General features: G+C 36.2%; 26 protein-coding genes. 6 read left to right on the top strand and 20 right to left on the bottom strand.

Translation table 11 applies throughout. The features are described from left to right. Positions 1 to 172: 172 nt before the first annotated feature. The gene (locus tag MHH81_RS08040) at positions 173 to 601 is read right to left on the bottom strand and encodes a hypothetical protein (protein ID WP_340919875.1); all 429 of its coding nucleotides are present in this window, start codon (positions 599 to 601) and stop codon (positions 173 to 175) included. Between the two features lie 115 nt (positions 602 to 716). Further along, the gene (locus MHH81_RS08035) at positions 717 to 1,418 is read right to left on the bottom strand and encodes a DUF421 domain-containing protein (RefSeq protein ID WP_340919873.1); all 702 of its coding nucleotides are present in this window, start codon (positions 1,416 to 1,418) and stop codon (positions 717 to 719) included. A gap of 202 nt (positions 1,419 to 1,620) precedes the next feature. Between MHH81_RS08035 and MHH81_RS08030 the strand changes: the two genes are divergently transcribed. Beyond that, positions 1,621 to 2,091: a DinB family protein gene (locus MHH81_RS08030; RefSeq protein WP_340919871.1), complete on the top strand. Its 471-nt coding sequence runs from the start codon at positions 1,621 to 1,623 to the stop codon at positions 2,089 to 2,091. Between the two features lie 112 nt (positions 2,092 to 2,203). Here MHH81_RS08030 and MHH81_RS08025 read toward each other — a convergent pair whose 3' ends face one another. Together MHH81_RS08025 and MHH81_RS08020 are read right to left on the bottom strand one after the other, a co-directional pair. Further along, positions 2,204 to 2,455, bottom strand: a complete 252-nt coding sequence (locus tag MHH81_RS08025) for a hypothetical protein (RefSeq protein ID WP_340919868.1) — start codon at positions 2,453 to 2,455, stop codon at positions 2,204 to 2,206. A 157-nt stretch (positions 2,456 to 2,612) separates the two neighbouring features. Further along, positions 2,613 to 3,362: an alpha/beta hydrolase gene (locus MHH81_RS08020; RefSeq protein WP_340919866.1), complete on the bottom strand. Its 750-nt coding sequence runs from the start codon at positions 3,360 to 3,362 to the stop codon at positions 2,613 to 2,615. A 135-nt stretch (positions 3,363 to 3,497) separates the two neighbouring features. Between MHH81_RS08020 and MHH81_RS08015 the strand changes: the two genes are divergently transcribed. Next, positions 3,498 to 4,385 (top strand): LysR family transcriptional regulator, encoded by an 888-nt coding sequence (locus tag MHH81_RS08015; RefSeq protein ID WP_340919864.1) that lies wholly within the window; start codon positions 3,498 to 3,500, stop codon positions 4,383 to 4,385. Positions 4,386 to 5,054: 669 nt separating this feature from the next. On the opposite strand, the gene MHH81_RS08010 is transcribed toward MHH81_RS08015, so the two are convergent. The 4 genes from MHH81_RS08010 to MHH81_RS07995 all read right to left on the bottom strand — a co-directional run bounded on the left by MHH81_RS08010 (position 5,055) and on the right by MHH81_RS07995 (position 10,463). Continuing rightward, positions 5,055 to 6,167: a conserved virulence factor C family protein gene (locus tag MHH81_RS08010; protein ID WP_340919861.1), complete on the bottom strand. Its 1,113-nt coding sequence runs from the start codon at positions 6,165 to 6,167 to the stop codon at positions 5,055 to 5,057. Between the two features lie 17 nt (positions 6,168 to 6,184). Then, positions 6,185 to 8,065 (bottom strand): ABC-F family ATP-binding cassette domain-containing protein, encoded by a 1,881-nt coding sequence (locus MHH81_RS08005; protein ID WP_340919859.1) that lies wholly within the window; start codon positions 8,063 to 8,065, stop codon positions 6,185 to 6,187. After that, the gene (locus MHH81_RS08000) at positions 8,062 to 8,688 is read right to left on the bottom strand and encodes an HD domain-containing protein (RefSeq protein WP_445678128.1); all 627 of its coding nucleotides are present in this window, start codon (positions 8,686 to 8,688) and stop codon (positions 8,062 to 8,064) included. The genes MHH81_RS08005 and MHH81_RS08000 overlap by 4 nt, the downstream gene beginning before the upstream one ends. Before the next feature lie 95 nt (positions 8,689 to 8,783). Continuing rightward, positions 8,784 to 10,463 (bottom strand): formate--tetrahydrofolate ligase, encoded by a 1,680-nt coding sequence (locus tag MHH81_RS07995; RefSeq protein WP_340919856.1) that lies wholly within the window; start codon positions 10,461 to 10,463, stop codon positions 8,784 to 8,786. 149 nt (positions 10,464 to 10,612) lie between these two features. On the opposite strand from MHH81_RS07995, the gene MHH81_RS07990 reads away from it, so the two are divergent. Further along, the gene (locus MHH81_RS07990) at positions 10,613 to 10,816 is read left to right on the top strand and encodes a cold-shock protein (protein WP_340919854.1); all 204 of its coding nucleotides are present in this window, start codon (positions 10,613 to 10,615) and stop codon (positions 10,814 to 10,816) included. A gap of 38 nt (positions 10,817 to 10,854) precedes the next feature. Here MHH81_RS07990 and MHH81_RS07985 read toward each other — a convergent pair whose 3' ends face one another. After that, positions 10,855 to 11,040, bottom strand: a complete 186-nt coding sequence (locus MHH81_RS07985) for a zinc-finger domain-containing protein (protein WP_340919849.1) — start codon at positions 11,038 to 11,040, stop codon at positions 10,855 to 10,857. 118 nt (positions 11,041 to 11,158) lie between these two features. On the opposite strand from MHH81_RS07985, the gene MHH81_RS07980 reads away from it, so the two are divergent. Further along, positions 11,159 to 11,557: a reverse transcriptase-like protein gene (locus MHH81_RS07980; RefSeq protein WP_340919847.1), complete on the top strand. Its 399-nt coding sequence runs from the start codon at positions 11,159 to 11,161 to the stop codon at positions 11,555 to 11,557. Between the two features lies 1 nt (position 11,558). On the opposite strand, the gene MHH81_RS07975 is transcribed toward MHH81_RS07980, so the two are convergent. The 7 genes from MHH81_RS07975 to MHH81_RS07945 all read right to left on the bottom strand — a co-directional run bounded on the left by MHH81_RS07975 (position 11,559) and on the right by MHH81_RS07945 (position 16,386). Beyond that, the gene (locus MHH81_RS07975; protein ID WP_340919845.1) at positions 11,559 to 12,158 is read right to left on the bottom strand and encodes a metallophosphoesterase family protein; all 600 of its coding nucleotides are present in this window, start codon (positions 12,156 to 12,158) and stop codon (positions 11,559 to 11,561) included. Then, the gene (locus MHH81_RS07970; protein WP_340919843.1) at positions 12,155 to 12,622 is read right to left on the bottom strand and encodes an SRPBCC family protein; all 468 of its coding nucleotides are present in this window, start codon (positions 12,620 to 12,622) and stop codon (positions 12,155 to 12,157) included. Before MHH81_RS07970 ends, MHH81_RS07975 begins: the two co-directional genes overlap by 4 nt. A 100-nt stretch (positions 12,623 to 12,722) precedes the next feature. Next, entirely contained in the window at positions 12,723 to 12,923 is a 201-nt protein-coding gene (locus MHH81_RS07965) for a cold-shock protein (RefSeq protein WP_053589685.1), read from the bottom strand. A 163-nt stretch (positions 12,924 to 13,086) separates the two neighbouring features. Next, positions 13,087 to 13,908: a type II pantothenate kinase gene (gene coaW, locus MHH81_RS07960; protein WP_340919841.1), complete on the bottom strand. Its 822-nt coding sequence runs from the start codon at positions 13,906 to 13,908 to the stop codon at positions 13,087 to 13,089. Positions 13,909 to 13,935: 27 nt separating this feature from the next. Then, positions 13,936 to 14,244 (bottom strand): DUF4870 domain-containing protein, encoded by a 309-nt coding sequence (locus tag MHH81_RS07955; RefSeq protein ID WP_340919839.1) that lies wholly within the window; start codon positions 14,242 to 14,244, stop codon positions 13,936 to 13,938. A gap of 58 nt (positions 14,245 to 14,302) precedes the next feature. Further along, complete coding sequence (locus MHH81_RS07950; RefSeq protein WP_340919837.1) at positions 14,303 to 15,820, bottom strand: amidohydrolase; 1,518 nt, start codon at positions 15,818 to 15,820, stop codon at positions 14,303 to 14,305. Further along, positions 15,817 to 16,386 carry a DUF1836 domain-containing protein gene (locus tag MHH81_RS07945; protein ID WP_340919835.1) on the bottom strand — a complete coding sequence of 190 codons (570 nt, stop codon included), beginning with the start codon at positions 16,384 to 16,386 and terminating at the stop codon, positions 15,817 to 15,819. Before MHH81_RS07945 ends, MHH81_RS07950 begins: the two co-directional genes overlap by 4 nt. A gap of 133 nt (positions 16,387 to 16,519) precedes the next feature. On the opposite strand from MHH81_RS07945, the gene trhA reads away from it, so the two are divergent. Continuing rightward, positions 16,520 to 17,167 (top strand): PAQR family membrane homeostasis protein TrhA, encoded by a 648-nt coding sequence (gene trhA, locus MHH81_RS07940; RefSeq protein ID WP_340919833.1) that lies wholly within the window; start codon positions 16,520 to 16,522, stop codon positions 17,165 to 17,167. A gap of 42 nt (positions 17,168 to 17,209) precedes the next feature. On the opposite strand, the gene MHH81_RS07935 is transcribed toward trhA, so the two are convergent. Together MHH81_RS07935 and MHH81_RS07930 are read right to left on the bottom strand one after the other, a co-directional pair. Next, on the bottom strand, positions 17,210 to 17,443 hold the full coding sequence (locus tag MHH81_RS07935) for a hypothetical protein (protein WP_340919831.1): 234 nt from the start codon (positions 17,441 to 17,443) through the stop codon (positions 17,210 to 17,212). 66 nt (positions 17,444 to 17,509) lie between these two features. Further along, entirely contained in the window at positions 17,510 to 17,953 is a 444-nt protein-coding gene (locus tag MHH81_RS07930; RefSeq protein ID WP_340919829.1) for an OsmC family protein, read from the bottom strand. Between the two features lie 81 nt (positions 17,954 to 18,034). Here MHH81_RS07930 and MHH81_RS07925 point away from each other — a divergent pair, with 81 nt between their 5' ends. Continuing rightward, positions 18,035 to 18,406 (top strand): hypothetical protein, encoded by a 372-nt coding sequence (locus tag MHH81_RS07925; protein ID WP_340919826.1) that lies wholly within the window; start codon positions 18,035 to 18,037, stop codon positions 18,404 to 18,406. A 42-nt stretch (positions 18,407 to 18,448) separates the two neighbouring features. On the opposite strand, the gene MHH81_RS07920 is transcribed toward MHH81_RS07925, so the two are convergent. Both MHH81_RS07920 and efeB read right to left on the bottom strand, forming a co-directional pair. After that, positions 18,449 to 20,167 (bottom strand): FTR1 family iron permease, encoded by a 1,719-nt coding sequence (locus MHH81_RS07920; protein WP_340919824.1) that lies wholly within the window; start codon positions 20,165 to 20,167, stop codon positions 18,449 to 18,451. Further along, the gene (gene efeB, locus MHH81_RS07915) at positions 20,145 to 21,419 is read right to left on the bottom strand and encodes an iron uptake transporter deferrochelatase/peroxidase subunit (RefSeq protein WP_340919820.1); all 1,275 of its coding nucleotides are present in this window, start codon (positions 21,417 to 21,419) and stop codon (positions 20,145 to 20,147) included. Before efeB ends, MHH81_RS07920 begins: the two co-directional genes overlap by 23 nt. Positions 21,420 to 21,421: the final 2 nt, after the last annotated feature.

Genomic DNA, 21,421 nt, shown 5'->3' with positions numbered 1-21,421 from the left:
AACGGAATCACCTAGATGTTATATGTAATCAAAAAGCGAGTTCTTGAACAACTTGCCGTTCAAGAACTCGCTATGAAATGAATAATAATAGACTTTTTCAGTGGCCTCCAATTAATCGAAAGATGATTACCTAAACTGCAGGTGGAACAATATTTTCATATATTTAGGACATCTACTGTTTAGACAATTCCTTATAAGCAAGGACCTTCAACGCAAGCATTTCTTCTTCCGTTAAAGTACTTTCAAGCTTATTAAAAATTTCTTGTTTTTCTTCGGCAGTCATCCCATTTTGGGCTTTTGTTTGTATTTCTTGTAATTCACTTATATTAAATTTTTTTAATAAAACCTTAGTTGCTTCTTCTTTCGTTTGGAAAGGAAGCTTACTACTATCTACATTTTTACCTTCTTCTATAAACGCCTGTAATTGCGGATCATTATTGATTTCTTCTTTAATACTATCCAACTGACCACTATCCTGAAGTTCAACCGCTACTTTCTCCATTACTTGGTCCGCAACTAGTTTAGGTCCAAAATAATATGCAGCAAATCCTATTATCACGACAATAACAACCAAACTCAGAAGTACTTTAAAAAATTTCAATTTTTCCCACTCCCTTACACATTCTATTAAGAATACTACACATTTGAATAGTAGTATGCATGAAAACTTTCAAAAACCAATTCTCAAAGCTCATTTTACGTATTTAAAAGCTGAACTACTTGTAAAAATATACTTTTAATTCATCCTGTTCGTCAACTGTTGCTAAGAGAATATCGTGTATATGAACATTCAAGATGGACGTTTTATTTTCTAACCAGCTAATATCTTTTCCCGACTGCTGTAATTGACTATAATCTACTTTACCATCTTTAATAATTGTCATCGGAAGATAAAAAGGTTTTTTAATCATTTGCATATCCCCTGGGGTTAAAGCTTTTAATTGGGGAGATAAAAAAAACGATATCGATCCATCAGGCTCCCATAATGCTAGTGCAACCTTCTGAATTTCTTCGATGTTTGCCTTTCTAGCTTCTGATAACAAATGATCAACCGTTATTCTTGCTTTTGATAAGCCATTATAATGAATTTCTCCGTTTTTGATTAATGTGTAAGGAGATGGCTCAAGCCAATTTTTAAATAGATTCCATTTTAAACTTAAAAATACGCAAGCTAAATATAAAATAACTAATACGCTTGTTGTGATAAGAGATCCCTTTAATCCTAATCCTTCGTCTGATAAAGGATGTGCAAGGATATTCCCGAGGACTAAAGCCATCGTAAAATCGATTAACCGTAACTGTGCAATTGATCTACGTCCCATTATTTTAGTTGCTAATAATAAAAAGGAAAATGAAACAATCGCCCGCATTATCCATTCAATAGTTGTAAGAGTTTCCTGCGCATAAATAAAATCCATCTATATTCCCACCCCAGTTCAGCCTCCATCATAAACAATAGTATCTCCGTGAAATCGAAAACCATGAATGAAAACTGAATGAAAGAATATGTACTCATTTCCAGTCTTTTAAAGTCTAATTATTAGGATTTATTTCAATATTAAAATTCATTTGACTACAGAACATGCATTCTGTTATTCTGTTTTCTAGGAGGTGGAGAATTTGAACTCGACAGATATATTAATAATTAATTTTGAGGAAATTCGCAGAAGAAGTATACTAGTCTGGGATTCTATTCCCGAGGAATTATACAATTGGAAACCAGATGAGAACGCACTTTCTTGTTTAGAAATGGTTCGACATGTATTAGAATCCGAATACTATTATCATTTAGCAGTTATAAATAGAGGTAGTATCACCAACTTTATTTCTCCTTTTGAATCTAGAAAATTAATATCCGTTCAAGAGGAACTCAAGTTTGCCCAAGAATATAGAAATAATTTTATTAAGATGATCCAATCATTGAGTGAAGATGATTTGAAAAATATTCAAATCGATCGCTCAGATGTAGGATATATAAGAATTCTTGGGGACATGTTATTAAGAATAGCTTATCATGAATCTGTCCATACAGGACAAATGCTAGACTACCTACGAACAGCTGGAGTACATCGACCTAATATTTGGGATTGATTAATTTTCAGAGTATTAATTACCATTAATACTCTTTTTATATCTTTTAGATCATCCATGATACCTTCTATTTAGAAGAGCTATTCTAGAGTATATTATTGCAATTCTTCCATCATATAACTTTTCTGTTTTTCAATTTATATTCCGAAACTTTGTAATCGATATATGCACCAATAATTCCAGTAGGTAACCCTCCCGCTGATAGGGAAAGTATAATAATAAATAAACTTAGCTTCTCCACTTTATGGCTTAAAAAATATAGGATTAAAAGAGTTCCTATCATGGTAAAAATTACGGTGAAATAATATGTTATATGAATTTCTTCGTTTATTTTTGATTCTTCTTTCGCTAATTCTTTACTCATTGTATTCCCTCAATTCCAAAACACTGCTATTGTCTTTGTATTATTCACATATAATCTACGCTTTACACATTATTTTTCCATTAAAAATATATAAAAAAACACCGTCGATTTAAGTGCTTTTTAAACGCACAAAATTCGAAGGTGTTATAAGTGATTATTAAGACGCAGCCCACTCTACTTGGTTTAAAAATGTAAATACATCTTCACAAACTTTATCTTTTTCTTTCCCTAATGTAATAATATGGCCAGATTCCTTATACCAAATGATTTCTTTTTCATCCGTTTCCACATGCTCTAGAATAAAAGATGCACTTTCTTGATAAATTGCATCATCTAAAGCTCCTTGTAGCACAAGCGTTGGAGAGGTAATAGAACTCAATTCTTCACATGTATTTTCGGTGATTACTTGCACACCTTCTAAGGAATCTTTTGGTGTATTTTTTAATACTTCCAATTCTTCTATAATTTCTTCTCTTGATTTTCCTTCAAAAGATTTATAAATTTTCGCATAGTTATATAATCGGTCAAATAAACCATCTGTGCTATTTCGTTTAATTGGAGCGCACATGGATACGACTGCTTTTACTGGGAATTCTTCTGCAACTCTTAAAGAGAATACACCACCAAGAGAAATACCTGCAACTGCAATTTCCTCATACCCCTGGTTTTTTAAATGATGGTATCCGTCTACAACGTCTTTCCACCAGTCAGCTGGACTCGTTTCGAGTAATTCTTCGGGAGTTACTCCATGCCCTCTATACATTGGTGCATGACAAGTATAGCCTCTCTTTTGCAAATACTCTCCTAATCTTTTTACATCTTTCGTGCTTCCAGTAAAACCGTGAAGTAACAATACTGCTCGTTTACCGCCTTCAAACGTAAAAGATTTAGGTGCAACTACTTTCATGTGAATATCCCCTTTATTTCTCTAAAGTATTAGTTTAATGACCTAATACTATCATTGACAATTCATAATGTATAATTTATTATTCTTATCACTATGATGCATAAAATGCATAGATTAAATAGAGGGGGTTACTAAGTGGAATGGCAGCGACTAGAATACTTTCAAACACTAGCAGAAGTTCAGCATATGACAAGGGCCGCTGAGCTATTGTCTATTTCACAGCCAGCATTGAGTCGCTCAATTGCAGGGTTAGAGGAAGAGATTGGGGTACCACTATTCGATCGACGAGGTCGGTCCATTGTTTTAAATCGATATGGCCAGATGTTTCTGCATCGTGTTAATCGAATTATTAGGGAACTAAACGATGGTTTAGAAGATATTCACCAATTAATTAACCCGGAGCAAGGAGAAGTGACTCTAGGCTTTTTACACACACTTGGGACAAGCTCTGTACCAAATATAATCCGAGCATTTCACCAACAATATCCGGATATCACTTTTCAATTTAAACAAAATCATACACATACTCAATTAAAGCAATTGAAATCAGGTGAATTAGACCTTTGTCTTCTCGCTTCCACTGAAGATGAAAAACTCATTGAATGGACAGAATTATGGCGGGATGAATTATATGTGATTGTTCCAACCAATCATCCGCTTGCTATGCGTAAAAGCATCTCATTAACAGAGGTAGCAGAAGAAACCTTTATTTCTATGAAAAAAGGGTATGCACTCCGTAAAACAACTGACGAGATTTTCGAGGAAGCTGGCTTCACGCCAAAAATTTCTTTTGAAGGGGATGAAGTTGCCACAGTTGCGGGATTTGTTGTTGCAGGGCTTGGTTTTTCTATACTTCCAGATGGCGGTGAAATCAATTCAAATAAAATAGCTAAATTACGGATTGAAAATGTCACGTGTGAACGTATAATCGGTATGGCAGTCGTGAAAGATCGCTATCTATCTCCAGCCGCCAAACGATTCCAGCAGTTTGTCCTTGATTACTTTTCGCAAGAAAAGGCTTAAACTTTAGGCTCTGTTAAACGATCGTGTTGTTATCTGCCGAAAATCCACTCGCCGCAGTCGAACTGCCCAGACTCCTCAGGGCAACAGGATGTTGGTCACGAATCAGTTGCCACATAGATGTAGGATTTGTTCCAAAAGCTCGTTTCAGGTTCTTGGCAGCCCGTTTTTCCGCAGTAGTCTCGCGGATTTTCGTCACAACATATATGCTTCTAGAAAACAAAAACATAATTTAACCGTTCCAAACTTTAATTATATAATTAATTGAGTTAATTTCATAAATAGTACTTTGTCATTAAAATACGAACATTTATCACTTCGTTGATGGAAGCGGCAGGCGGCGACTCCAGCGGGATGAGTGAGACAGATAAGCCATCACAAACGACACGTAGTGGCGGTGATGGCTTATCGCTCACCCCGCGGAAAGCGTCCGCCTATAGCGGAAATCAATTATACTTTATTTCGCTTAAAATATATTTCTTTAGTTTCCTTTAGTATTTTAACGTTTTATTATTGTAAATCAGAATTTTGAATTTGAACTAGACAATTCCCCGTTATGTCGCGCCATCTTTTAGCATGAACGCAACAAAAGGTCACACGAACACTACAAACCATCAAAAAGAAGCTTACTTGCCTAGGCAAATAAGCTTCTTTTCATTCTATAATTCAGACCTATTTACGGGCTTCGCTCATTTGCTTCCAAACAGAGCCCTTTGCTTCTTCCCCGTCTTCAATGCGCGCAATGGCCATACGAATCTGAAGCTTCACTTCGTACTCTTTGTCGTCCATTGCTTCTTTCAAAATTGGCAGTGCTTCTGTTGTACCAATTTCATAGAAATACATCGCTGCTCTCCAACGAACTAATTTGTTCTTATCGAAAAGAGCAACTTTCATTGCTTCTTCAAATTGTTCGAAGCCAAGATCACTCATTGCGTCCCCTGCTGTCCTTCTAACAGCTCCACTCTTGTCTTTTAATGCCATCTCTAGGTACGGTATAACGGCTTCGTCTTCTATTAATCCTAGATAAACAGTAGCCAATCTGCGAATGGACACTTGTTCGTCTTGAACGGCTTTTGCTAGTACTGGTAAATCCTCTATCTCTGGATTGATGAGGTTATTTAGTAATTGAAATCTAGCTTCCCATTCACTTACTTCAAATTGCTCTAACGTAAAAGGAACACGAACGGCAGATTTCTCTTCCGCAGGTTTATCTTTGTCTGCTATTAGCTGCTGTAGCTTACTTTCTGGGAACGTCGCTTCTAATTCTTTTACTAGTTGCTCACCGATTTCTTTTTGTTCACCATAACGCACACCATAATCAACCCACTTACGCAACATAAGATAGTTTTCTCGGTCCCCTTCCATCGCTTCATCCAGTGCTTTTGTGAAACGGGCAGATAAACCAAATCTAGATTCTGATTCACTATCAAACACTTTTACTTGAAGTGGGATTCCTTTAAACTGTTGGACATGCACATATATTTCACCGTAATGATCCACTGGCTTTTCATTTGCATTTTCTTCATTATCTGCTCCGAACACATTTTCAACAGCAGCTAAAATGGATTCCCAGCTGAATTTAGCAATTCGTTCAATCGCTAAGAAATCAGCAACATGGTAAATCCCCTTCACTCCATCAATAGAAAAAATGGCTTGAATTTCATTCGGTGCACCCTCTATATTGTCCTTTTTGTAATTATGGCTCTTCCCAAAAGGAAGCTCTTGGTCAATAATTACTTTCATTGTATTAGGACTTGGCGTTGGTTCTATTGTAATTATTTTCATCGTTCATCCCTCCAGGATTAAGAAGAAGCGATTTCTTCTAAATACGACCATCTTTCGATTAATTGCTCGTATGTTTTATTTGCTTGTTCTATTTTATCAGTCAACTCTTGCAGTAAAGTAAAATCGGAACCAGTTGTCAGCACTTTTTCTTCTAATTCCACGATTAGCTGCTCCGTTTTTTCTATTTCCGCACCAATCGATTCCCATTCACGTTGCTCTTTATACGAAAGTTTTTTCTTTTCTTTCATTACTTTTTCTTGAGGTTCTTCTATTTTTACTTCCATAACTTCCGTTGGGTTCATCTTTTCTTCTTCCAAATAATCCGAATAAATCCCAAGCCACTCTTTAACTGAGCCGTCTCCACTTAATTTCCATAGCTTTTTCGCGATACGATCTAAGAAAAAGCGATCATGAGAAATGGTAATAATAACACCTGGGAAAGTCTCCATAAAATCTTCTAATACGGATAGCGTTTGAATATCTAAATCATTTGTAGGCTCATCGAGTAATAGAACATTCGGCTGCTCCATCAGCATTTTTAACAATACTAATCGTTTTTTCTCTCCGCCGGAAAGCTTTCCGATTTGCGTACCGTGTGTATTTAATGGGAATAAGAAGCGTTCTAACATCTGTGCAGCAGAAAACTTCTCTCCAGAGCCAGTTTCGATTAAATTGGAAGATTCTCGAACATATTCAATCATTCTCATTTGATCATTCATCTCTGGCAGTTGCTGTGTGAAATGCATGAGCTTGACAGTAGAGCCAACAATTATATCTCCTGAGTCCATTGGGATTTCTCCAGCTAACATTTTTAACACCGTACTTTTCCCAGCACCATTTGGTCCTACAATACCTATTCTATCTCCAGCTTGAAGTAGAAAAGAAAAATCATCTACTATTTTTTTCGATCCAAATTTCTTGGAAATCGATTTCCCCTCTAAAACTTGTTTACCTAAACGAGTAGTAACCAGTTCCATTTCTAGGTTTTGATTCGAGTTATCTCGTTCAATTTGGGAATCAATCTCTGCAAAACGATCTTTCCGCGCCTTCTGCTTCGTCGATCTTGCTTTTGCTCCTCTTCGAATCCACTTTAATTCGTTTCGATATAAATTTTGTAGCTTTTGTTGAGAAGAAGCATTCATTTCCTCTCGGATAGCTTTGGACTCTAAGTAATCCGCGTAATTTCCGGTATGTGTATAAAGCGTTTTGTCTGCAAGTTCATAAATATGTGTTGCCACATTATCTAGGAAGTAACGATCATGCGTGACAAATATTATGGCTCCTTCAATTCGTTGCAACATTTCTTGTAACCAATCCGTAGACTCTTTGTCTAAATGGTTCGTAGGCTCATCTAACAGAATTAAATCTGCAGGTTCGATTAATACTTTTGCTAGTGCTACTCTTTTTTGCTGACCACCTGATAAATGTAAAACAGAATCTTCAAATTGCGTTAACCCTAATTTCGATAAAGCAGTTTTGGCAAGAGCATTTACGTCCCAAGCTTGGTAGTCATCCATTTTGGATTGGAGGTCCATCAATTTATCTTGTAGTATGCTTGAACTTGGGTCTTCTATCATTGCAGCTAAAGCTTCTTCGTATTCACGATTTATCTTTAGAATCGGAGAATCTCCACTAAATACTGCTTGAAGAACTGTCTCCTCTTTTTCAAAAGTAGGTTGCTGTTCTAAATAAGCGATCCGGTATTTATTTGGATGGTCAAGATCAATCGAGTCCGCTTCCAGCTTTCCTGCAAGTATGGACAAGAACGTGGACTTTCCAGTTCCATTTATACCAATTAGCCCTGCATGATTTTGATTGTTTATCGTAAACGCAATATTTTCGAAAAGCGTTTTCTCGCCAACTGTTTTTGTTAAATTTGAAATGATTAAATGACTCATATATGTTCCCCAGTTTCTATTCTCAAGTTTTGCAAGAAGAGCTCCATAAATGCATGTCTCTCTTTTGCCAGTTCTTTTCCTTTTTCCGTTTGCATGCCATCTGCTAATTTCAATAATTTCTCGTAAAAATGCGTGACAGAGGCAGTGACCTTCGTACGATATTCTTCTACTGACATATTATCTCGCGGCGTTTCCGTTGCGTCATATAATTTCCGGCCTTTAGCTCCACCATAAGCAAATGTACGGGCAATTCCTACTGCTCCAATGGCATCTAAACGATCCGCGTCCCGAACTATTTTAGCTTCGATTGTATCCGCAAATGCTTCATTGCCGCCATTAAAAGAGATAGACTTAATCACTTTCTTTATCTGATCTATTTTTTCCGCAGATAAGTTTAGTTCCTGGATAATTCGATCTTCCTCTAATTTCCCTTCCCCAGACGTATATTTTGGGTCACTCACATCATGCAAAAGGACCGCTAACTCGATAATTTCTTTATTAGCAGTTGGCTCTGAAATTGCTATATCAAATGCATTTTTGCGCACTCTCTCAATATGTTGAAAGTCGTGACTTGCATCAAAATGCTTATACACTTCTTTAACTAATTGTTCACATTGTTCCATTGTATTCATAATAAACTCTCCTTAAACGGACTCTTCTTCTTTATTATAACGAATAAAACAAAAAAAGACTGCTAAAGTGCAGTCTTTTCATTATTTTAAAACAATCCTATTGCATGTCCATCCTCTGTAACGTCCATATTTAGCGCTGCCGGATTTTTAGGTAAGCCTGGCATCGTCATAATATCTCCAGTTAGACAGACAATAAAACCCGCACCTAGTTTAGGTATTACTTCTCGAACCGTTATGGTGAAGTCAGTTGGTCTGCCTAATAATTTGGGCTGATCCGATAGCGAATATTGTGTTTTAGCCATACAAATAGGTAATGAATCCCATCCATATGATTGTATTTGTGCAATTTGCTTTTGCGCAGCATCCGTAAATACCACGTCTTTACCACCATATACTTGTTGGACAATTGTACGAACTTTATGTTCAATGGAATCTGTCGTTTGATAAAGTGGAGCAAATTGTGATGGCTTTTCTAATTCATGTAGAACTAAATTCGCTAATTCTACTCCTCCAGTTCCACCTTTCTCCCATACCTCTGTTAATGCAATCGCAACATTTTTCTCCTTACACCAGTTAAGCAATGCTTCTAACTCTAGATCCGTATCAGTAATGAATTTATTTAACGCTACAACCGGTTCAATTCCAAAAGCTCGTATCGTTTCCACATGCTTCTCTAAATTATTTGTACCTCTAAGAAGCGCTTCTATGTCTTCTTCTTTTAACCGATCTTTTTGTTTTCCACCTTGCAATTTCAATGCACGAATAGTAGCAACGACGACAACTGCATCAGGAGAAATTCCTGCTTGCCTTGATTTAATATGCATGAATTTTTCTGCACCTAAGTCTGCTCCAAATCCAGCTTCCGTGACAACAACATCCGCTAATTTCATTGCTGTTTTGGTTGCAATAATAGAGTTGCAGCCGTGTGCGATATTCGCAAAGGGACCACCGTGGATAAGCGCAGGCGTTCCTTCTATTGTTTGGACAAGGTTTGGCTTTATCGCTTCTTTAAGCAATAAAGTCAGTGCCCCTTCTACACCAAGAGCACGTACAGTTACAGGTTCTTTTTCGTATGTATAGCCAATCACAATTTGAGCAAGTCTTTCTTTTAGGTCAGCTAGATCTTTTGCCAAACAAAGAATTGCCATAATTTCAGATGCCACTGTAATATCAAAGCCATCTTCACGAGGAATACCTTGCCCTGGACCACCAAGACCGATTGTAATATGACGCAGCGCTCGATCATTCATATCCAACACACGTTTCCAAGTGATTCTTCTAGGATCTATATTCAAATCATTTCCTTGGTGTAAATGATTATCGATGATCGCAGCAAGAGCATTATTCGCAGTTGTAATGGCGTGTAAGTCTCCGTTGAAGTGGAGATTTATTTCTTCCATTGGTAATACTTGCGCAAAACCACCACCAGTTGCTCCCCCTTTCACACCCATGACAGGTCCGAGTGAAGGTTCACGAAGAGCTACTACAACAGATTGACCAATTTTTTGCATCGCGTCTGCTAGACCAACTGTTACAGTAGACTTTCCTTCGCCAGCTGCTGTGGGACTAATAGCAGTAACAAGCACAATTTTTCCAGGTTTTGATTTTAGTGCAATTTTGGTTGGATCAATCTTTGCTTTATATTTCCCGTATAGTTCTAATGCATCTGCCGGAATTCCTATTTTATCGGAGATAAATTGAATGGGTTGCATTTTTGCATTTTTGGCAATACTTAAGTCGGAAAGAGGTTCTACTTCAATGTTCATCTAGTCCACAACCTTTTTTATTTTATTATACGATTAGATGTACGTATAAAACAGCTAAAATTCGACATTTTATTGACGTTAGCTGCCATTTAATGTATAGTTTATGATATCCATTATCAGAATTTTTAGTGGATAAGGGAGGAACGTTTATGCAACATGGGAAAGTAAAATGGTTTAATAACGAAAAAGGCTATGGATTTATCGAGTACAATGATAATGAAGATGTATTTGTCCATTTTACGGGTATTCAGGGTGATGGTTTTCGAGCATTAGAAGAAGGACAAGATGTCACGTTCGAAATCGTTGAAGGAAACCGTGGACCTCAAGCTGCAAACGTCATTAAAAATAGTTAGAAACGGTTCTTCCCGCGGCAACTGGTCGTGGGACTTTTTTATTTTGTACCTTGTAGTTTAGTTCCTGCTTGTTTGATCTCTTCTCCTATTGTGCACTGACGAATGCAGAAGTTATGGGCAACTGTTTTCCCTTTTTCTTTTCGAAGATGCGTCCGAATGAAACATCCGTCACAATACGTTTCAAGTAAATAGTCAATTTCATTTATTAGGTGAGTATTTTTCATTCATTTATTCTCCTTGCTATATAATAATTGATTGTACTATTATGTTTCTTTTGTTTGCAAGTATGCTTTAAATCAGTCAAACTAATAGGATAAATAATCCATAAAAAAGGGGATTAGCATGTTAGAAGTATATATTGATGGGTCGACTACTGGAAACCCTGGACCAAGTGGGATTGGGATATTTATAAAAGGGGAAGGTCATCACCTGAAAATTAGTGAATACATAGGAAGTTATACCAATCATACGACCGAGTTCATCGCTCTACAAAGAGGGCTAGAGGAAGTACAAAAGCTTTCACCTACCATCGTTTCCGTGAGAACAGATTCACAAATTGTTTGCGCTGCTGTTGAGAAACGTTACGCAAAGAATGCAGAATTTGCAGCAATATTAGAAAACATATTAACGATTAGTGATTCGTTTGATTTGTTCTTCATTAAATGGATACCAGATGACCAAAACAAAGCAGCGCATGCACTTGCTAGAGAAGCTGTATTAAAAAAACTGCCAAAAGGTTAAATTACATGGCAGTTTTTTTGAATTCAATCGTTTGTGCTTTTGGATCGTAGAGCACCCACTCTCTATTATCGATTACTGAACCAACATTTACTCCAATATGGGTCGCTAGAGGAATATGCACTTGTTCATCAAAACGAAAAGGTTTGCGTTCACCATTTAAAAATAATGCAGATTGATGACTATGACCAAAGAAGATCGTCTCATGTTTTGTTATTGGTAAAACAGGCGTCCATGGCTCCCCGCTCCATTCCCATTCATGACCATGCGTAACAACCGCCCCTGCAATTGATATCTGTCTTGGTAACGTCTTCATATAATGAATGGCCGGATGTTTCTCTAAGCAGATGGAAATAATTCTTTCTTCTTGATTGCCATACACAGATTGGAAGTTAATAAGTGGCAATAAATCACTGGGATCGCTTATGACGTCTTCTATATGCGAAAATACTTCTTTCATTGCTCGTTTTTTTCCGATAGTGCATTCAAATAGATCTCCGGTACAAATAATTTCTACACTTGGATTTACCTCATATATATGCTGCAGCACAGAAGTTAAATCTTTTACAGAGGAGTGGATATCCCCAAGTAAAGCGTACATCATTCCGTCCCCTCTGTTGCATATGCAGCTTCTATCGTGTCTTTTGTACGATTCATAAATGTAACGATTACTTCATCACTTCCAAACAATTGAAATACACTTAATAAAGGATTTTTAGGTTTATTAATCGATGTGTAAGTAAATTTTGTTAAATGCTCTCCTTGGCTTTCTAATTCGTATTCTGTTGTCATACGAAAACGGTCATTTAAAATAAAATTTTCCTGCAGCACTTTGTAAGTCTTCTCGTCTGTATATTTTTTAATTGTAAGTTCATATTGTTCCGTATAAGAACCATTTTGATACGTTTGCCAAATGGTCGTTCCAATAACCTGTTCTGTGCGATTTAGTATTTCTTCCTCTACTACTTTAGGAAATATCTTTTTCTTTTTTTCCAAATCTCCATAAAAAAAAGGCCACGCATATTCAATAGGCGCATTTATTATTATTTCTTTTTTCCATTTTTTCATAGTATGTGCTCCTTACATAGCAAAATGTAATACTTTCTATTTATCATAACACAAAAAAACAGACCCTCAAATGAGAGTCTGTTAAAGTTTAGGTTTAAAATTAAGCTTTAACTACGTTAGTAGCTTGAAGACCACGTTGGCCTTGCTCGATTTCAAAAGTAACTTCTTGACCTTCGTCAAGAGATTTGAAACCTTCGCTTTGGATTGCTGAGAAATGTACGAATACATCGTCTCCGCCTTCGCGTTCGATAAATCCGAATCCTTTTTCTGAGTTAAACCATTTTACTTTACCTTGTTCCATGTGTGTTTCCTCCTCGCATGCACTAATGCATACATTGTGTTACTATCCTTGCTCAACACTGTTAAGTAAAAGTGTTGCCACCTACTAACTAACCGAACAAAAATAATCCTCTCTAAATATAACACGGCTTTTTCCAAATTGCAACACTTTTACCCAATAATTTTTATTTATTTTCTAATAATGCACCAATTGCTCCACTATAGCCGTGTTTTTCAAGAAAAATCGGATTTTTCTGTTTTAGGATTGTGTAAGATTCCATAATTTCTTGTAGCAATCCATTTTCTTCTAAAGTAGAACCGATATAAATAATGTCTTCCACATGATGTGCATCCGCTACTTGAATACAAAGTGAAGCTACTACTTCCCCAATAATTCCTTGCACACCTGCTAATAAATCCGCACCACTTCTGTCTTCACCCGACTTCAAAGCAACTCCACCAAAATTGCTTGCAGTAAGCGATCCATTAATCGGTAATTTATTATTTTTATAAATATCACTTACTAATACATCTATGGAAGTTCTATTACCTTCTTTAGATAGTGTGATTATCTCCTCATAGTTGGATTTCCCTGTCAAAGCCATTCCTAAGCCTAGAAGAGTTCCTCCACCTATACCGGTTCCACCGAGTCGGCTATGCGTATTACCTTCCATTAGATGAATGGATGTTCCAGTTCCAATATTTGCAATGATTGCTGATTCACTTTGGAGGGTTTCTTGGCGCATTTGATACATCACACCATTCATCGTCGCATCAAATTCTACTATGTAAGGAATTTCATCTTTCGAGAGCAAATAACTTTTTAATTGCTCTGCCCGACCACCAGTGAGGCAGATAGAAGCTAACGAGTGATTCGAATCAATCCAATCCTTTACTGCTTGAAAATCGGATGAAGGAAAACTTTGTAACGACATTTTTTTCTTTTCATCCCAATAAGCTATTTTCGTTAACGTTCCACCTGCATCAATACCAATTCTAGTAGTCATTCTAATTCCCCTTTTATGTTACGACACTTACTTAATCCAAGATCCAACGATTGGATAGTTAAATGTGTCTCCTTTAACCGCTTTAATGATTCCGATAATTGGAACAACAAATGCCATTATACCAAAAATAATGACCATCGGAATACCAATTAATACAAAAATTAATAATATGGATACGAAAATAAGTGCCATCATCACTAATTGAAATAACACTGCTTGTATGGAAAGCTTTTTAATTTCTTCATCATCTACGACTAAATATAAGATAAAGGGCACTAAAAACGGTGCAAACCAAGTACTTGCATGAAGCAAAACTTTTAATCCTGTATTTTCCATCTAAATCATACTCCTTTCTACTCTTTTATTTTTATACGATTGAAGGAGATAAATAGTTTCATTCATCTATTCCAAAAATAATTTCTCCGCTCACTATGGTCTTTATGACTTTCGCTGTTACAAAGGTATCTGGCGTTAATACTTGATCCACAATTGTAAAATCCGCATCAAACCCACTCCGTATTTTACCACGAACATCTTCTTTTCCAATTGCTTTTGCACTTCCAGTAGTAAATAAAGAGATTGCTTCAAAAACAGTAATAGCTTGCTCAGGTAAGTAAGAATTATTTACTGCAGCGTTCATACCTAGCAGAGGGTCCGCTAACTCTATTGGAGAATCAGAGCCCCCGGAGCATTCAAATCCAGCATGTAGTAATGATTTCCAGGCATATGCCCAAGTTAAGCGATCTTTGCCGAGTCGTTCGATAACCCACGGGAAATCTGATGGGACAAAGATTGGTTGGATATCAAGAACTAGCGGTAGTTTTTGCATTCTTTTCACTAAATCCGATCTTAGAACATTTACATGAATAAGTCGATCTTTTTTTCCGGATGGCGCGGGATATCGCTCGATTAAATCTAAGATAATTTCTGTCGCTTTATCTCCAATGACATGGACAGCAATATTTTCGTTGTATTTGCGCGCAAGCTTTATTAAATCCTTCAATTTCTCCGACTCGTGTACTGCCACCCCTTTCATATTTGGTGTGTCAGAATAGCCTTCTGACAATAAAGCAGTATGCCCTCCTAATGAGCCATCGACAAAGATTTTCATAGCCCCAAATTCAATAAATGGAGAAGATTTCTCTCCTTGCATTTCTTCGAACGCTTCATGATGCCTTAATATGTGGACCCGAAAATTGTCGTTGATTGCTTCACGATAAGCCTGTAGTGGAACCCGATAGGCACCATAATAAGCCATGTCTTCTGTATGAACACCAGTTAAACCTTTTGTTTGTAAATCCTTTACACTGGATATTATTATTTCTTTTATATACTCCGAGCTAACAGGTGGAATATGAGCAGTAATTAATGGTTGGGCCTCATCGTAAAATAATCCATTTAGATTTCCTCGTTCATCTCTTCCAATTAGGCCACCTGGAGGATTTGGGGTATCTTTCGTAACTCCAGCTAATTCCATGGCTTTTGTATTTGCTACAAGTACATGTCTGCAAATTCTTTTCAACACAATAGGAGTTTCTTCTATAGAGACTAAGTCATGACAAGTAATCGGTCGGCCTTCTACCAATTTGTTATCATTCCATCCTTCTGTAACATACCATTTATTAGGACTCACTCGCGATGAAACTTCCTGGACAATCTTTTTAATAGAAGTAAAAGATGACAAATCTAAATAGGCTAATTTTTCTCCATGCCCTATAAGATGGATATGACTATCTACAAAGCCAGGGTACATAGCTGCACCTTTTAACGACTGTACCTTATCAGCAAGAGGCAATAAATGCTCCTTTGTACCAATTTGAATTATCTTACCATCTTCCACTAATACTGCTTCTACCATATCTCCATCTGCATGCATCGTGAAAATAGATCCATCTGTCCAAAGTGTTTTCATTGCTTCGGCTCCTGTTCTTTAGCTATTAAGTCATCCACTAACAATTCAGCTGCTTTTCGATAGGCGTTACTCATATTTGCTAAGGATGCGATCAATAAAATATGTTTTAGATCTTCTTCTACTCCAAGCTGATCTATTTCATCCTCATGTCCTCTCATCTCTTCTAGAAAGTTCTCTGCATTTTTTTGCTGCAGTACTACCCAAGCAGAATAGAAATCTTCTAACTGAAAATCTTTCGTTGCCATCTTTGCATTTACAGGATCTAATGTTGATTTAACATCACTAATGGAAAGTGCTCCTTTTAGCTGGTAAATCAAGCTAATTAACATAATATGCTCCTTGGAATATTTTTTATTTTTAATAGGAAAAAATAATTTCCCTTTAGCATAGTTGTTTATCATCGTTTTAGTGAGAACTTTTTCATCTGTATTTCGCAGAGATTGACCAAATTTCGAATCAAATAATTGGATAACCTGATCCATATATAAATCAATGTCTGGTATTTCTTCTTTGCGAATGGTAGCTTCTAGGCCAAGCCTATCGATTAGTTTTTCTGATTTACTCATATAAATTCCTCCGTTACTTCAATAAATATATCGTATCGCAAAATAGATAGAACGTAAACATTGACTATCTGTTAACATAGATATATCATTACAAGTAGTTATCAATACTACTTATCGATATGGAGGTATTCAATTGAACAATTTTATGAGAGAACCATTTAACGGACTATCCCATTTATTTGGCGCAGTACTAGGAGTCATTGCATTAATAGCGATGGTGATGAAGGGAGTAACATTAGGTGCTTCCCCCTTAACAATTACTGCTCTAATTTTATTTGGAGTTAGTATGATATTACTTTATTCTTCCTCCGCAATTTATCATATGATTATTGCGAAAGATCATGTTATTCACATGTTAAGACGTCTGGATCATTCGATGATTTATTTGTTAATTGCAGGTACCTATGCACCATTTTGCTTAATCGCATTAAAAGGAACGACAGGCTATGTCCTTTTCACCATGATTTCCCTAATGGCGTTTTTCGGAATTTTATTTAAAATGATCTGGTTTAATTGTCCAAGATGGATATCAACAGTATTATACATTGGAATGGGATGGATTATTGTATTTTTGGCAGCCCCACTTGCAGAAATACTCGGAACACAGGGCTTATTCTTTCTAATATTAGGAGGAATTTTTTATACGATCGGTGGGGTTATCTACGGGCTAAAGCCAAATATTTCATTCATCCAAAAGCTAGGATTTCATGAGATTTTCCATATTTTCATTTTGCTCGGAACTCTTAGTCACTTTATTTGCGTATTTGCATACGTTATATAATTTAATGTATAGCAAAACCGCTCATTCTTCTGAGCGGCTTTGCTATTTCAATAATTGATGAAATTCTTCTTTTGGAGACTCTAATCTCATCTGTTCAAGCTGAAGTTTCATTTTTTCCGTTTCAATGACGAAGTTTTCATATTTCAACTTTTCTAATTCAAGTTCATTTTCCAGACCTTTTGCTTTGATTTTCGCTTTTTCTTCCAAATGAGCTAGTACTAACTTAATAATAGGAACTGAAAAAATAAGAATAACAGCAATCATACCAATCGACATAGCAATGCCCTCACTTTTTAATTACTAGAATATTTTAATTATACAGTAAATGTCATTTGAATGAAACTATTCACTTATTTCTTGTATAGTTGGTTCAACCACTATATCTACATTACCTCGTAAAGCTTTACTTATCATGCATGTCTGCTCAGCTTTTAAAGCCAGTCTGTTAGTAATTGCCACATCTTTTTTATTTAACAGTGTAATTATAGGTCGATGAGTAATTTTTTTGTATGTAAATACACCATTTGTCACATCCACAATGGCTGTTGACTCCATATCTAACTTCACTTTTGCAATATTACTTCTTTCCATCATGGCTGCAAGCGTAATAATATAACAAGTTGCCGCTGCACCTAGTAACATTTCATCTGGGTTTGTACCTATTCCAGGACCTTCCATCTCTTTTGGTATAGAAATCTTTGTATGCAAGTTTGCTGTTTGAATTTCCCCTACATCATTTCGATTACCTGGCCAATTTGCTTTTAAGTAAAAATAATGTTCTGCCATTGTTTCATCTCCTTATTAAATTTTACTTTGTTGGATTCTCGTTTTATTTCCAGTATGATAGGTATAGGAAAGTAGGCGATTATGTTGTTAAAAAATTACGGAAAAATTGCAGGTATTACAATTATTCTATCACTCTTTTTATTAATACTAGGTGTTAAATATGTGCTTGGCCAGGATTTAGTCGCTCAAAATTTTATTGCATTTGCAGTTATTTCAGTTCTGGTAGGCACAATAACTGGAGCACTATTATTTTATAAACTTAAAATTGCTTATTATATTTTTACTGCTGGACTATTAATTGGTTTCATCGAACTTTTCCGATCATTTATTAGCGATATGGATGGATGGGGAGACTTAGTTGGAATTCTCTCCTTGTTTATTTTTACTGCATTTGGTTTAGTTATTGGCCTTATAATAGAAGCAATTCTATATTTTATAAGAAAAAACAAGTAAAAAGAAGTTTTTCCGCCATTTTAGCGGGAAAAACTTCTTTTCTCATTTCTTCCGAAGAAGATTCCAAATAACCAAACCAATTAACAAAACTTGCGGTATAATTGTTTCCCAAGTTGGATAAAACCCAATTGAACTGATGACGGGCAGATGATCCACCCTTGTCATAGGAAACACACCAGTTAACTGCAATGTATGCACACTTACTCCAATAATTTTAAATGCTAATATATATATTAACACTGTTGCTACGATAAAGAATCGATGAATAGGTATTTTTCCACTTACTTTTATTAATACAATAGCAAAAACAGCTAATACTGCTAATGCAATTAGAATTCCAATAATTAATTCAAGCGTTGACATTTTAGGTGCGATACCTGCGTAGAAAATAATCGTTTCTGCTCCCTCCCTAAATACAGAGAGAAAACTGACAAAGGCCATTGATAAAATACTACTAGTAGAAATAGCATGATTCATTTGGGTTTGGATATATTTATTCCATGCGTTTATGCTTGATTTATTATGTAGCCAAACACCAACACCTAACATGAGGACGGCTGCCCCTAAGCCTACATATCCTTCCATTATCTCTCTACTTGTACCGGCAGAAACTGATTGTAAAATTGTAGAAAGTATAATTGCTGCAATAGCACTTACAACTAATCCAGAAAATGCACCAACATAGATCCACTTTTTCTGATTCTCTTGGTTAGCTTTCTTTAAGAATGCGATTAAAGCAATAATAATGAGTAAAGCTTCCAAACCTTCACGGAGTAATATTAAAGCAGAATCCCAATACGTATAGTTCGAAGTCGTTTGAACTAGTTCGATATCATTAATAAGTGAACCAATCGATTCAGTAATTCTTTGTTGATCCACTGCATCTTTTGAGAGATCACTTACAAGGAGGGGAATTTTACTTTCAATTTCCGTATAAAGTGAAGCATTTTTTGTCCGAATATCGCCTTCCACATTTGGCCAAATTTCAATAAATTCTACTAAACTACCGGCTGCTTTATCATAGGACTTCTCCTCAATAAGGTCTATACTTTCTTTCAATAAACCTATTAAAGTAGCTACGGAGTAATTTCCAGTTGTGCCTTGTACCACTTTCCCAGCAACAAAATCATCTATTGCATTCGTTAGTGTATTGAATTGTCCTTGGAGTTGGTCTAAATCTAATTCGTCCTCCGCTAATGTAATGCGCATAAAAGCAACTTGCGTCTCTATTTTTCCGTAGCTTGCGATATCTAACTCTCTAACTGGACGTTCATTTTTTGTCCAAGAAGCCACAAATTTTGTGTACTCTTGTAAAATTGCAGGCTGATTATTTGTACCTATTACTTCATTTAGTTTATTAATAGCTGGTTGCATTTTCGTACCGAAATTTGTTCGTTCTGCAAGTTCATCTACTGGATTTTGTTCTTTTTCAAGTGCGGCTAAACCTTTCGCAAGTTGTTGTAAATTCACTAAACGTTCGTCTCCATTATTAGCTTCGTAAGCACGATTATAAGCATCGTTAATTTGGTTAGTAGCTTCACTATTTGGAACATTCATTTCTGTCCACTGTTTTTCAAACGATTCTAGTGCTTCCTTGGCCTTTACATCGTCTTCTTTTTTAGTTTCCATAATGGCATCACTAATCGTAATATACAATTCACTAATGGTAGTAGTAGCTTGAGCAGGCAAAACACTCACTACCAATATAGTAATAACTACAGTTAATGCACTAGATAATTTATGCTTTAAAAAGTGATTCACCGATAAAACTCCCCTTTTGAATACCAGGGAAACAAGCGAAAATTGCACTGCCTCGATGGGTAATGTATTCATTTAATTTATCTATTCTACCCAAGCTGTTCTGAATATTAATGAATTGTTTTGGGTGCTTTTGAAATGAAATAAATAATAGTCCGGTATCAAAAACTCCTGTTTTCGGGTCTATTCCACTAGAATAAGAATATGACCTCCTTAACATGCGATCCTTTACTTGTTTCGCCAAATGCACATGAGAAGTTATTGGCACAATGGGTTCACCATTCGAATCTTTTCGAGTTAACTCCATATCTTCAAACTCTTCTTTTTTCCCTAATGGTGCACCACTATCACGATGGCGCCCAAATGTAGCCTCTTGTTCACCTAATGCTGTACGATCCCAAGTTTCTAGATGCATTTGAATTCTTCTTGCTACTAAATAGGTTCCTCCAGTCATCCATGGAACAGATTCTTTGGACTGAACCCAAACAACTTCATCCATTTCTTTCTCATCTTTTACATTAGGATTTCCAGAACCATCTTTAAAAGCAAATAAGTTTCTTGGTGTCTGTTTTTTATTTTTTTCTACTGGAATTGAATTGAACCCAGACTGTGTCCATTTTAACGTTACTTTTCCTGAAGCTGCTCGAATAAGATTTCGTACTGCATGAAAAGCAACTTGCGGATCGTCCGCACACGCTTGTATACACAAATCACCATTTGAAAAATTTTCATCGAGCTGGTCTTTAGGAAAATGAGGTAATACTTCTAACTCTGCCGGTTTTAAGTTTGCTAAATCTAATTTTGAATTTTTAAATAGAGTTGGACCAACACCAAATGTGAGCGTTAAGTTTGAAGCTGAAAGACCAACTGCTTCCCCCGTGTCTTTTGTTGCTAAATAAGAATTGTTCGTTGGCTCTGCAATTTCTTCTCCATTCATCATTCGAACAGCTAATGGTGTCCACATTTCGAATAATTCTTTCAGTTCTTCTTTGGAAGTTACAATGACATTTAGAGATGCAAAATAAATATGTTTTTGTACATTTGTAATAACGCCCGACTGATGATTCCCGTAAAAAAGTTTTTTATCAGTAGCAGTTAGATCGTCTTCCACTACAGAGTAACCTAAAGAATTCGCTACGGTACTTAAACCCGTTGCACCGATTAGAACACCAGCAGTCCCAGCTCCGGTTAACTTAAGCATTTGTCTTCGATTCATTTTCTGTTTGAACAGACCATCTTTTGGCATTTTGTCCATCT

This window comes from Psychrobacillus sp. FSL H8-0484 (genome assembly GCF_038005325.1).
Taxonomy (GTDB): Bacteria; Bacillota; Bacilli; order Bacillales_A; family Planococcaceae; genus Psychrobacillus.
This window is presented reverse-complemented; position numbering and strand designations above follow the sequence as displayed.